This window comes from Streptococcus sp. FSL R7-0212 (genome assembly GCF_038007985.1).
In the GTDB taxonomy this organism is placed as follows: domain Bacteria; phylum Bacillota; class Bacilli; order Lactobacillales; family Streptococcaceae; genus Streptococcus; species Streptococcus parauberis.
The window spans coordinates 754,714-767,580 of record NZ_JBBOYF010000001.1; the positions used below are offsets into that span (position 1 = coordinate 754,714).

14 protein-coding genes are annotated in these 12,867 nt (G+C 35.1%); 13 read left to right on the forward strand and 1 reads right to left on the reverse strand.

Annotation, left to right across the window (positions count from 1 at the left end):
- Positions 1-51 precede the first annotated feature (51 nt).
- Positions 52-471, reverse strand: coding sequence for a DUF6556 family protein (locus tag MKY69_RS03955; RefSeq protein ID WP_340791001.1), 420 nt, complete (start codon positions 469-471; stop codon positions 52-54).
- Positions 472-692: 221 nt separating this feature from the next.
- On the opposite strand from MKY69_RS03955, the gene MKY69_RS03960 reads away from it, so the two are divergent.
- From MKY69_RS03960 to MKY69_RS04020, 13 genes are all read left to right on the forward strand, one after another.
- Positions 693-1,835, forward strand: a complete 1,143-nt coding sequence (locus MKY69_RS03960) for a cysteine desulfurase family protein (RefSeq protein ID WP_003106563.1) — start codon at positions 693-695, stop codon at positions 1,833-1,835.
- Position 1,836: 1 nt separating this feature from the next.
- Entirely contained in the window at positions 1,837-3,051 is a 1,215-nt protein-coding gene (gene thiI, locus MKY69_RS03965) for a tRNA uracil 4-sulfurtransferase ThiI (RefSeq protein WP_099567825.1), read from the forward strand.
- A gap of 83 nt (positions 3,052-3,134) precedes the next feature.
- The gene (locus MKY69_RS03970; protein WP_004234282.1) at positions 3,135-4,334 is read left to right on the forward strand and encodes a CapA family protein; all 1,200 of its coding nucleotides are present in this window, start codon (positions 3,135-3,137) and stop codon (positions 4,332-4,334) included.
- Positions 4,335-4,463: 129 nt separating this feature from the next.
- The gene (locus tag MKY69_RS03975; protein ID WP_155777843.1) at positions 4,464-4,652 is read left to right on the forward strand and encodes a hypothetical protein; all 189 of its coding nucleotides are present in this window, start codon (positions 4,464-4,466) and stop codon (positions 4,650-4,652) included.
- The gene (locus MKY69_RS03980) at positions 4,653-5,702 is read left to right on the forward strand and encodes a replication initiator protein A (RefSeq protein WP_155777842.1); all 1,050 of its coding nucleotides are present in this window, start codon (positions 4,653-4,655) and stop codon (positions 5,700-5,702) included. It abuts the gene before it with no gap.
- Positions 5,703-5,908: 206 nt separating this feature from the next.
- The gene (locus tag MKY69_RS03985) at positions 5,909-6,061 is read left to right on the forward strand and encodes a hypothetical protein (protein WP_155777841.1); all 153 of its coding nucleotides are present in this window, start codon (positions 5,909-5,911) and stop codon (positions 6,059-6,061) included.
- Between the two features lie 374 nt (positions 6,062-6,435).
- Entirely contained in the window at positions 6,436-6,756 is a 321-nt protein-coding gene (locus MKY69_RS03990; RefSeq protein WP_076752054.1) for a hypothetical protein, read from the forward strand.
- A 21-nt stretch (positions 6,757-6,777) separates the two neighbouring features.
- Complete coding sequence (locus MKY69_RS03995; RefSeq protein WP_340791003.1) at positions 6,778-8,637, forward strand: signal peptide protein; 1,860 nt, start codon at positions 6,778-6,780, stop codon at positions 8,635-8,637.
- A gap of 59 nt (positions 8,638-8,696) precedes the next feature.
- Positions 8,697-8,924 carry a hypothetical protein gene (locus MKY69_RS04000; protein ID WP_076752058.1) on the forward strand — a complete coding sequence of 76 codons (228 nt, stop codon included), beginning with the start codon at positions 8,697-8,699 and terminating at the stop codon, positions 8,922-8,924.
- A gap of 11 nt (positions 8,925-8,935) precedes the next feature.
- Positions 8,936-9,685, forward strand: coding sequence for a hypothetical protein (locus MKY69_RS04005; RefSeq protein WP_340791005.1), 750 nt, complete (start codon positions 8,936-8,938; stop codon positions 9,683-9,685).
- A gap of 51 nt (positions 9,686-9,736) precedes the next feature.
- Positions 9,737-10,102, forward strand: a complete 366-nt coding sequence (locus MKY69_RS04010; RefSeq protein WP_340791006.1) for a hypothetical protein — start codon at positions 9,737-9,739, stop codon at positions 10,100-10,102.
- A gap of 75 nt (positions 10,103-10,177) precedes the next feature.
- The gene (locus tag MKY69_RS04015) at positions 10,178-10,540 is read left to right on the forward strand and encodes a type III secretion system protein PrgI (protein WP_076752064.1); all 363 of its coding nucleotides are present in this window, start codon (positions 10,178-10,180) and stop codon (positions 10,538-10,540) included.
- Positions 10,485-12,860: a VirB4-like conjugal transfer ATPase, CD1110 family gene (locus MKY69_RS04020; RefSeq protein ID WP_340791007.1), complete on the forward strand. Its 2,376-nt coding sequence runs from the start codon at positions 10,485-10,487 to the stop codon at positions 12,858-12,860. Before MKY69_RS04015 ends, MKY69_RS04020 begins: the two co-directional genes overlap by 56 nt.
- The last annotated feature ends 7 nt before the right edge of the window (positions 12,861-12,867 follow it).

Below are 12,867 nucleotides of genomic sequence, written 5' to 3' on the forward strand. Positions count from 1 at the left end.
TTGGTAAAATTTGACAAAAATCAAGCCTGAGTATTCACTCAGACTTTCGATTTATTGTGTATTTGTGCTTGTTGTGGTATCACTTGGAACGGTTTCTTGACTAGATGATGGTGACTGATTACTATCAGGATTATTAGTTGTAGTAGTTGTGGACGTATCAGTTTCGATTGAACTACTTGGAAGACTTGAACTTTGATCAGTTGATTCTTGACTATTGTCTGATTGCTTGCTTGACTCTTTTTCAATAATTTTAACAATAGTTGAACTTGAATGATCTGCAGAATTATCTTTATTGTTTGTATCCTCAGGGTGAAGGGTACGCATAATCGTAATGGTTGCGACTATAATGGATAAAATCCCCCCGACTAAGGCAATTGTCTTTTGCAGTGCTGACAAGCCAGTTACGATGTGTTTTGCTGGGACCGATTTTTTGTTTGGCGTTTTAGCTTTACGTGAATAATTTGATGACATGCTTACTCCTTATATATAAGTATTCCTTATTTCATTCTTACAATTAACTTTTGAATAAAAAGTTCACTTAATAGTATATGCTTCAAAAAAAACTTAGTCAACCATTTACCTTACCTTTTAGCTACAAATTGGTGCCGATAATTTTTCTTAAAAATTATGCTTCTGGCATTTCAATTAATTTGTGATAAAATAGAGTGATTGATTATAATAGGAAGTGACAAATGATATATTTTGATAATGCTGCAACTACAATGCCTGACCCTCAAGCTTTGAGAACCTATCAGGAAGTTGCCAGTAAAATTTATGGTAATCCCTCTAGCTTGCATCAACTAGGAACAAATGCTAGTCGTATTTTGCAAGCCTCACGTAAACAAATAGCTGATCTTTTAGGATGTAATGAGCAAGAAATCATCTTTACTTCAGGGGGTACAGAAAGTGATAACTGGGCCCTTAAAGGTTTAGCCTTTGAAAAAGCAAGTTATGGCAAACATATAATTGTTTCTGATATTGAACACCCTGCGGTTAAAGAAAGTGCTAAATGGTTGGAAAGCCAAGGTTTTTCAATTTCATTTGCACCGGTCACTAAGGATGGATTTGTTGATGTAGAGAAACTAGCGAATTTAATTCAACCTGATACAATCCTTGTTTCGGTTATGGGGGTTAATAACGAAATTGGTTCTATTCAACCCATTAAAGCTATTTCAGAACTTTTATCTGATAAGCCAGGCATTGCCTTTCACGTTGATGCTGTTCAGGCAATCGGTAAAATTCCAACTTCAGAATTTTTAACAGACCGTGTCGATTTTGCATCTTTTTCGGGACATAAGTTTCATGCTGTTCGAGGCATTGGCTTCCTCTATATGAAGACCGGCAAACGACTTAGTCCTTTATTAAATGGTGGTGGACAAGAAAAAGGTCAACGCTCGACAACTGAAAATCTACCAGCTATTGCTAGTATGGCTAGGGCTTTACGTCTTTTAAATGAACGTGAAGAAAGTGCTTTGAAAAAGATATCAGTTATGAAGCAAGTCTTATTTGAAGCCTTATCAACGTATAAGGATGTAACTGTTTTTTCAGGTATAGAAGGCTTCGCACCGAACATCCTGACTTTTGGGATTAAAGGAGTACGAGGAGAAGTTTTGGTCCATGCTTTTGAAAGTCATGAGATTTATATTTCTACTACTAGTGCCTGTTCATCTAAGGCCGGCAAACCAGCAGGAACGTTACTTGCTATGGGAGTGCCTTTGCAAGATGCTCAGACGGCCGTTCGAATTAGTTTAGATGACGATAACGATATGGGACAAGTTGAACAATTCTTAACAATCTTTAAGCAGATTTATGATAAAACACAGAAAGTAAGATAAAATGCAATACTCAGAAATTATGGTTAGACACGGTGAGTTGTCTACTAAAGGAAAAAATCGCATGCGCTTTATTAATAAATTAAAGCGCAATATACAAGATGTTCTTTCAATCTATCCAGAGATTAAAGTCCATTCTGACAGAGATAGAACTCATGTCTTCTTAAATGGCACCCCCTATGAACCAGTGATTGAAGCTTTGAAATTAGTTTTTGGTATTCAAGGTCTATCTCCAGTGTATAAAGTAGAAAAAAGTGTACCTGTTTTGGTTGAAACCGTTCAGCAAATTATGACAGGCCTCTACTTTGAAGAAATGACATTTAAAATTTCTGGGAAGCGCAGCGATCACAATTTTGAATTAGACAGTACTGAATTAAATCGCATACTTGGTGGAGCTGTTTTTGAAGTTTTACCTAATATTAAAGCCCAAATGAAAAAACCAGATGTTAATTTAAAAGTTGAAATCCGAGATGAAGCAGCATATATCTCATATGAAGATATTAAAGGTGCTGGCGGATTACCTGTTGGAACTTCTGGTAAAGGGATGTTAATGCTATCCGGTGGGATTGATTCACCAGTTGCAGGCTACTTAGCATTGAAACGTGGTGTAGAAATTGAAGCTGTTCATTTTGCTAGTCCTCCTTATACAAGTCCAGGTGCTTTGAAGAAAGCGCAAGAGTTGACACGTCGTTTGGTTAGATTTGGTGGAAACATTCAATTTATCGAGATTCCATTTACTGAAATTCAAGAGGAAATTAAGGATAAAGCTCCGGAAGCCTACTTAATGACATTAACTCGTCGTTTCATGATGCGTATTACTGATGCTATTCGTGAAAGTCGTAGTGGTTTAGTAATTATTAATGGAGAAAGTTTAGGTCAAGTAGCTAGTCAAACTTTGGAAAGTATGCAAGCAATAAATGCCGTAACTACAACACCGGTAATTCGTCCTGTTGTCACTATGGATAAATTAGAAATCATCGATATAGCTCAAGCTATTGATACCTTTGATATTTCAATTCAACCATTTGAAGATTGTTGTACAATTTTTGCACCTGACCGTCCTAAGACAAATCCGAAATTGAAGAATGTTGAAAAATATGAAGAACGCTTTGACATCGAAGGATTAGTGGCGCGTGCAGTAGCCGGTATAATTGTTTCTGAAATTGGTCCAGAGCAAACAAGTGATGATATGACAGATCTAATCGACTCAATTTTATAAAAAGAATCCAACTGTTTGGATTCATTTTTCTATATTAAAGGGCTTTCAAATATGATATACTAAGGGGAAGAAGGGGTGATGTTATGAATGAAAATAAAAAAATCCGTAAAATAATGTACTATGTTTTAGTGGCAATTGTTTCCACGTTAGTTTTTGCCTTGATATATGACTTTCTTGGTTTTCACAAAGGCGATACACAAACAGCTACTAAGGAATCTCAATCCAAAGTGACGAAAACAGCACGGATTGTAGCTAACGGTGATATTCTTATTCATGACGGGCTCTATATGAGTGCTGAAACCAGCAATGGTCATTATGATTTTAACCCCTACTTTGAGTTTGTCAAAGGCCATATCAAAAGTGCGGACTTAGCGATTGGTGACTTCGAAGGAACCATCAGTCCAGACTATCCACTAGCGGGTTATCCACTTTTTAATGCCCCCAAGGAAATTGCTAGTGCCATTAAGTCAACCGGTTACGACGTGGTTGATTTAGCTCATAATCATATTTTAGACTCAGGCCTAGCCGGAGCAATTAATACTAAAGATACTTTTAAAAAGTTAGGAATTGATAGCATTGGTATCTATAGTAAGAATCGTTCAAAAGAAGATTTCCTAATTAAAAAGGTTAATGGAATAAAAATTGCCATCTTAGGTTATTCTTATGGATATAACGGAATGGACGCAAACTTAACAAAGTCAGAATATGAAAAACACATGTCCGATTTCGATGAAAAGAAAATCAAAGCAGATATTCAAGAAGCCGAAAAGAAAGCTGATATAACAATTGTAATGCCTCAAGATGGCGTTGAATATCAACTTCATCCAACAGACAAACAAAAGGAATTATATCAAAATATGGTTAATTGGGGAGCAGATCTTGTTTTTGGAGGACATCCTCACGTTGTTGAGCCTGCTCAAGTGATTAAAAAAGGAAACGAGAAGAAGTTTATCATTTACTCAATGGGGAACTTTATTTCAAACCAACGATTAGAGACAGTTGATGATATTTGGACTGAACGTGGTTTGTTAATGGATGTAACAATCAATAAAAAAGGTAAGAAGACGACTATTAAATCAGTCCTTGCTCACCCAACAATGGTATTAGCTAAAGAACGGGGTGTTGTTGGAAAAGATGGCTATGAATTATATAATTATCGCACCTTAATTCTTGAAGATTTCATCAAGGGTGGTAAATATCGAAAAAAAATTGATAGTGCTACCCAAGAAAAAGTTGATATTGCTTATAAAGAGATGAATGAACATGTTAATTTGAATTGGTAATCGTTAAAAAAACTTGCGTAAGTGTCTAGAGTTTCGGGAAAAAGAATCATAATATATTTTAAAGCTTAAGAGAACGAAAAATTCGTTCTCTTTTTTGCTTGTCAAAATAAAATCTTTGGAGAAAATCTTATGAAAAAGAAACAACAGACTTCAATTGCGAAATTGACTAAGAATATGATGATTATTGATTTGATGAAAACAATGGGTTGGCCAAGAGAACGTGCTGAAATAGCCATTGAAGAATTAGAAGCAGTTAGTCTTATTCAATTTCCAAATCAAGGAGGAATGAGAATGAGAGTGAATGTCGAGGTGAATTAAATGAGTATAAATAGAGATATAACAATAAATCAACTAACAACTCAGACATTTTATCAAATTCCTCAATTATTTATGACTCGTACTGAAAGAAAATGGGATGCTGAAAAAAAGAGGTTGATTACAATCCGTTACACAAGTCCTTATGTCAAACTGTCCTCAGATGCTAAATTAGGTTATGGTGCTCTTCTCAATCGCTGTCAGTTAAGTATTCATTCGTATGAGCAAGGGAACAAAGATTATGTAGATGAGAATGGCTCTGTCTTCATGATTTTTACGGTTCAAGATTTGATGGAATTATTAGACAAATCGAAACCAACTGTAACAAAAATCAAAAAAGAATTAGCTGATATGGGTCTGTTAAGAGAAGTAAGACAAGGGAATAATAAACCAAATAGATTATATCTTCAAAATGTTGATGCGACTTGTCAAATCATCGAATATTACGACGAAGATAAGACACTTCTTAAACAATTTGATTATTTTGGAAAGCTATTATTCCAAAAAGAGGAATCTGTTGAAGAGACCGCTCAAACCCTTGGTACAAGCGGAGGTAAAAAATTTGAACGTCCAAAATCTTTACCTCCGGAGGTTAAAAATTTTAACCCTAGTAATAATAATAAGAGTAATACTGAGAATAATAATATTAGTTCTAGAAAGACTTCAAAAAATTCTAAAGAATTTTCTTCATCTGCTGGAGCTGATAATATTACCTCAATTGAAAAAGTTGAAAAATATATTGAGCCTCAATATTATTCTCTCCTGCAGGTAATTGCTGATGAATATAACGGTAAGTTTTGCCAACAAGATTTATTCACTGGAGAATTTCAAAATTATAGTCTAACTCATAAACAAAAAATGATGATAGGCCAATACCTCTCTGACGGCTATATAACAAGTCGAGAAATGATTAACGTTATTGAGCGAATACCCTATGACAGTGAATCCCCTTTGGCATATCTTCTTAAGTCCTTAGAAAATCTCAGGGAAGAAAGAAGACTTGAGGCTAAAATATTAGCCCATAGAAAAGCTGAAATGGCTTTTTCCGAATAGAAGGAAATCAAATAGATGACACTAGAAATGAAGGGGATAGTACTCTTAAATTTATTCATAATTTCAATATTGGTTTACCGATATTGTCTTGAAGGGGAAGGTATTATTTATTACTTTTTAGGCCTTTTTTATACTTGGATACTAGGTATTGCAGTGGTTTACCTTTTCTATATTTAGACACTTGAACTAGAGGAGATTAATAACAGATGAATATAAGACGATTAATCGTGAATAAAATAAAACATTTGAAATATGAAAATACAAGACTGGGTGTTCTTGCTGAAAGACAACTTGATGTTCTTGATAAAACACAGTCCTCACAAGAAAGCTATAAAGCATTCTTAGCCGACTTAAATTAAGTTTGAGCAATTAACTTGTTTAACTACTCAACTAGGCACTAGACATAATATAATCTCAAAATTCTTTTTCTCTCTCGTTTAGTGTCTAGTTGAGTAGTTAAGCTACTTTGACCTTTGAAAACTAAATAACCCCACTGTCCAGATTAGCGGAAACTATGCATAAAAAACAAAATAGGGGCGGTGTTTGTAACTAGAAAAGGATATCTAGTGCTGTTTCCATAATGTAAAAGCATAACTAATTTAACAGGAGTTATAAGCTGAAGAGGTTTGCGATTCTTAAACCATAAATCGTGCGTAAAAAATACAGTAAAACTTCACAGGAGTTTTCGGCATGGCTGTAAATTCAGCCTTTCATTCAAAAAAGGAGATTAGTTATGAATGAAATAAAAAGTAAATTAGGTCAGGTTCTAACAATTACTGACTTAAAAGAATTAGGAAAACAAGGAGGTACAACTGCTAGACTTGATTCAGGAGAAATAGTCACTCTCAGAAAGAATTATGGAACTATTATCCGTCAAGCTATTATTGAAGGCCAGAGAATGGAAGTAGATCTTATTATCCCTTACTCAGAACTTTACAAGCAAATCAGAACTCTAAAAAGAAATCATATACTGATTGCTAGAAAAATCAAAGTAGGCAATAAAAAGACATTACAACTAACTGGTCTAGGTTATCATAGACTTGACAAGAACTAGAGAAAAATAAAGGTTAATAACATGACTCAAGAGACAAAAGAAATTTTTTCAATCCGCAAATTTAAAACGGGTACTCATTCGGCGTTGCTCGGTAAATTTGGTGTAACGCTTGCTACTTCAGTAGCTTTAATGACAGCAGGTGGTGTTGTACATGCCGAACAAGTAACAGGAACGACTACAACACCTACAACTACTCAAGTTGCACCAGCAACAAGTACACCAACAGCTGAAATTCCTACGAGTGTTCCAGCAGGAACAACACAGGATCAAGCTAAAACAACTATTGATGGCGCACAAGACACATTGAAAGATAATGTTGCTAGTGCTGAAAAATCAGGAGTTGAAGTAACTACTGGTGAAACAACTGATGTGACATTAAATGATGGTAATGTTGTAGACAAAAGTAATGAAGTTTTAACTGATTTATCTAATCAGGATAAAGCAGTTGCTGAAGCTAAGGCAAAACAAGAAGCTAATCAAAAAGCATATACTGATGCTAAAACGTCTCGTGATACAGCTGTATCTGAAGGGCAATCAGATTTAAGTCATGCTGAACAAGGTGTTGATGATCAAGTAGCAGTTGCTAAAAAGAATGGTATTGAAGTAACAACTGATAGTAAAGACCTTACTCCAAAATATGTTGACACTAAGGGTTTAACTGGTTCAGATTTAACAACAGCCATGGCTAAAAACATTGCATTGTACAATCAAGCGGTTAAAGATGGTGTTGGTATTATGGATGCCTCAACAGCTCAAATGAAAAAACAAATTGCTGATTATCTATTAGCATTATCAAATTATCAAAAAGGTGTGGCATCAAATACAGGTCTTCAATGGCAAAATGCTGTAACTTTAGAAGCTGGTTCAGGTGCAACTAAAATGAAAGGCGCTGAAAAAGTATATGCTGAAGGTGACGGAACAATCAAAACAGCTGGTATGTATGCCACTCAATCAGTTAACCTTAATCAAAATACAGATGCTAACTTTGATAACATCTTTAAGATTGATGGAAAAGGAACTATCCTTGTTAAAAACACAACAAATGGTGATGTGAAGTTAACCTTTAGTGAAATTAATGCTCCAGGCAATGTCGGAACATATGTTGCTATTTGGGGTGATGATAAAGGTGGTATTGCGTGGTCAGTCTTTGCACTCTATAACGGAACAGGAACTACAACAGGTGGTGGTGAAGGTAATACTGGAACAGGTGGAACAGCCACTGTAACAGGAACAATTTTAACTTATGTTCATTCCTATAAAGGCCAAGCTGAAACAACTAAAGGTGTTTCTATTGTTACCTTTAACGATATCGACAATGACCAAACAGTTAAAATGTCAGGACTTGACGGTGCTAAAATTACGAATGGTAAAAATGTTAATCAATCAGGAAATGATTTTACTGTAACTGGTGGTGACGTTTCACAAGGTTCATCAGGTGAATTAGGAACTAATGGGGTTCGCTGGAATTTCTCAAATTCAGAAACTCGTAACTTCACATTTAGTCATTCAACAGCTAAAAATAATACTTCAATCGTAGGTGGTATCTTTGGTTCAGCGTCTAACGTGCCTCAAAAGCCAGTTGCTCCTAAGTTAACAGCTCACAAAGCAACTGTAACGGCTCCAATTGCTCCAACAGCACCAGTTAATCAAAAAGTGAGTGTACATTATTATAAAGTGGTGACAACACCTACACCAGTTAAACCAACTGGTTATAAACCAAGTACACCAACTCCACAAACACCAGTAGCACAATCAAGTGTAGGTTTACCACATACTGGTGATAGTAAAGATGGGTCAATTATTCAAATGGTAATTGGTGCTCTAATGGTTTCATTTGTTGGATTCACAGCTATGAAGTCACATAAAAAAGAAGAAAAATAATTAGCTAGAAAAGGTATCTTTAGATACCTTTTTTATGCTTTTAAGAAAGAGGTTCATTAATGGAAATGTTAAAAACAGTTATCACTGCCTTAGGTGTTGCAGGCACAGTTAGAGGCCTGATGGGTGTGTGGTCAGGATGGGAAGAATTCACCATTGGAAAAGAAACACAAGCACCACAAAAGCAAAAGCAAGGTGAAGCGGGTATGATTTACGGTGGTATGATGGCGGCTGGAGCAGTTACGATTGCTACAGGGATTATTACAGCTTTAGGAGGCTTACATTTCTAAGGAGGTAGAATGTGGATGTTGACCTATTAACAAAAACATTATCTGAGTATAGTCCAACTGTGAATGCAACCACTGATCTAATAGTTAGTTCAGTTCGTCCAATCGCTCTTATATTGGTTAGTATTTTCTTTCTTATAGAAATGGATTCATGGTTTAAGTATATGAAACAAGAGGGTGGAGGACTTACCCAAGAATTATGGCTTGATATAGCTTTTAAATATGCTTTAGCTTATTTACTTGTTATGATGTCTAGTCAGATTTTTGATGCAATTGTAGAATTAGTTAATTTTATTCTAACTACAATTAACCATGTATTACCAGAAAAAAAGATAAGTACAGTTGTAGAAGTTGGGAAAATAAAAGGAGTAGTTATTAAGAATTTCTTCTTAATTGTTGGTTCAATTGTAGATTTTATGTCAAAAATAAGTGTAAAACTAATTTTAATGATGCGATATCTAGAAATGTATCTATTAAAAGCAGTAGCACCACTCCTAATTGCTTTCTTCATGTCAGATGCCACGAGATCTATTGCCATAAATTTGCTTAAATTTTTTGGAGCAGTAGCCTTTCAAGCCGTGATTATCTTAATTATAGTTAGGCTTTACCCAGCCTTGATGTCAGACGACTTATTAAAAGTGAAAATGGCAAACGGTTTTGATGGTTGGAAAACTGCTTTAGGTTCAATAGCTAAAGGAATAATATTTTTATTTTTAATTTATGGCTCACAGAAAAAAGCAAAAAGTCTGCTTGGGGCTATGTAAAATTAATGATGCATGTTATAATAAAGTAATAAAAGAATCGAGGAGATAACCATGGAAGCTAGACGTCACAATAGGTTTTCAGATGATATGAAGAAGTCCATTGACTATAAAAATGTGTTTTCTGTGCTAACTTCAATTATTGGTTTTATTTTATATCGAATTTTTAAACTATTTATGTTTGTTATCTTTAGTCCTTTTTACCTTTTAATATTTTTGAAAAATTGGGTTGTAATTGGGATAATGACAACTGTTACTTATGCTATTATTGCTTTTTTATATTATAATAACACTGGAAAAATATTAGTAGATGGTTTTAGTAGTCCTATACTATGGACTGATACACGAATTACAATTCTATTGATAGTTTCAGCTATACTTGCTCTCATTGCTACAATTGGACAATTCTCAGATAAGTAAAATAAAACAATTTATATAGACATCTCCCCTCACTTAATTTAAGTGAGGTTTTTTGATGCTAGAAAGGAGGTACCATTGGCACAAAAACTTGGTTCAGAATTCCTTAGAGAATTTGATAAGTACGAAAGACCATGGGTCTTTGGAAGAACTAAAAGACAATTATTCATGTCTGCTGGTATAGCACTTTCAATAGGCTTGTCTGTTGGTTTAACCTACATTCATTTTTCAAGAGTAATCTTGATGATTATTATAGGTGTCATTTTAGTACCAGTAACACTATATGGAACAAAGAAAGATATTTCTTTAAAAGAGAGGTACAATTATTTATTCCATATTCACACTTACTCTTATCAAACAAATCATAATTGGAAAGGAGAGGTAGATGCTAAAGAAGATTTCAAAGTTAAAAAAGGAGTCACCGAAGTTATCGAAGGCTGAAAAAGAACGCCGTAAACGTCTAAGACGAAGTCTAAAGCCTTCTACACAGTCAGCCATCTATTTCACAAGTCTATTAGAAAATGGACTCATGCACGTCAAGAAGAATACTTATTCTAGAACCTATAAAATAGGTGATGTAGCTTATACATCAGCTAACAATGAAGATAAAGCTGATGTTATGGATACCTATGCTGAAGCACTTAATAGTCTTGATGCAGGTAATAACTTTCAACTTTTAGTTATTAATCGTAAGTTGGCCAAGAATTCTTTAGATAAAGTCTTATTCGAACTAGAGGGTGATTCAGAGGATGTTTATCGTCAAGAATACAATGATATTATATCTGATCGCTTCACAAAGGACTCTAAAAACTTCCAAGTAGACAAGTATGTCACTATTGCTACAAATGATACTGAAGAAAGTCAAGCTGAAATTCAACTTCATGAAATGGCAACGGCCATTCATGATCAATTCCAAGAACTAGAAATTGGTTTTGAGCCAATTGACGGATTGGAACGTCTGAAGGTCTGTCACCAACTCCTGCAGGGAAATCCCTATTTTCCTTACAATTATAAGGACATTGCTCTTTCAGGACTAAGAGCCAAAGACTTTATTAGTCCAAGTCGATTTGTCTTTAGAGAAGACTTTATTCAGATTGATAAAGCATTTGCTAAAGTCATGTATATTAATCATTTTCCAACGTTTTTGACTGATAAACTCATTCATCTTCTCACAGGTACAGGAATAGAGATGGCCATTTCTATTCATGCGGAACCCTACGAACCTGGAGAGTTTGCAGAACAGCTACAAAATGCTCAGGCCATTGTAAAAATGGAAATGGTACAAAGTCAACGTGATGGTGCGATTGATGGTATAGACCCAGAATTAGCGACCTCTGGCGTTGCACGTGAGACAAACCAAACCACTGAACGGTGGAAAGAAGAGATACATGAGAATGACCAAAAAGCGTTCTCGGGTGTTATGGCAGTCTATTTTAGAGCAGATAGCCTAGATGAGTTAAAGATTGCGACTGAAAACATTCAATCCCGTGGTCGACGATTGGGCGTCCGTTTTGAAGAAACCTATTATTATCAAAAAGAAGGCTTGAATACCATTCTTCCAATTGGTCAAGCCTTTTTAAATGTCAAGTCAGACTTTATGCGACCAATGACAACGTCTAATATCGCAACACAAGTTCCTTTCACTAATGTAGACTTACAGTCTAATCAACCTAATGCTATATATTATGGCCAGAATCAACTGTCACACAATATTATTACACTGGATAGGAAAAGAGACCTTAACTCCTCAAATGGGGTTATATTAGGCTCTACTGGCTCAGGAAAGGGGATGACGGTTAAAACAACGGAGATTATTCCAACGCTCTTGAAATATCCTGAAGATAGAATCATCATTGTTGACCCTGAGAATGAATATTCAGATATTGGTCGTGCTTTCAATGGTCAATCTATTACAATCAGTCCTAAGTCACCAACACATCTAAACCTATTAGATTTACCAGAAACAGAAGAAGTCTTAATAAATGATGATAATGAAGTTATTGACTCGATCGCTGATAAAGCTAACTTGCTGATGGGGTTATTTGATTCAATCCTGAAAGATTTAACAGATGATCATATCACTATCATTGATAGGGTAACAAGAGACGTTTATAAAAAACATGACAAACCAACACTTGTTCATTGGCAGGAAATCTTAAGGGAACAGCCTGAAGAATCTGCTCAAGAATTAGCTGTTAAAGCTGAAATATATACGACTGGTTCACTTAATCTATTTGCTCATGATACTAACGTTAATTTATCTAGCCGATTGATTGTTTTCAACTTAAAAGGACTCTCCAACAAATTGAAACCCTTTGCTTTGATGGTTATTCAAGACTATATTTGGCAACAGGTTATTGCTTGCCAGGGTAAACAGACCATACGACTTTATTGGGATGAATTACATCTAACATTTAGAACAAAAACAGATGCTTCATTCTTTGCGGAATTATGGGCACGTATTAGAAAATATGGTTCTATTCCTACAGGAATCACTCAGAATATCGGTGTTATCCTAGCTTATGAAGAAGGAAAGAATCTCTTGTCAAATAGTGACTTTATGATTCTGTTAAAACAGAAACCTCAGGATATTGTCCGCTTGGCACAAGTGCTTGATATTCCTGATGCTTTAATCAAATACATCAAACGTCCTAAAGCAAAAGGAACTGGTCTTATTGTTGCTGGTTCAACCATAGTTCCTTTTGAAAATCCAATTCCTAAAGATACACAACTTTACCAATTGACGCAAACAGATGCGTAAGAGGTAG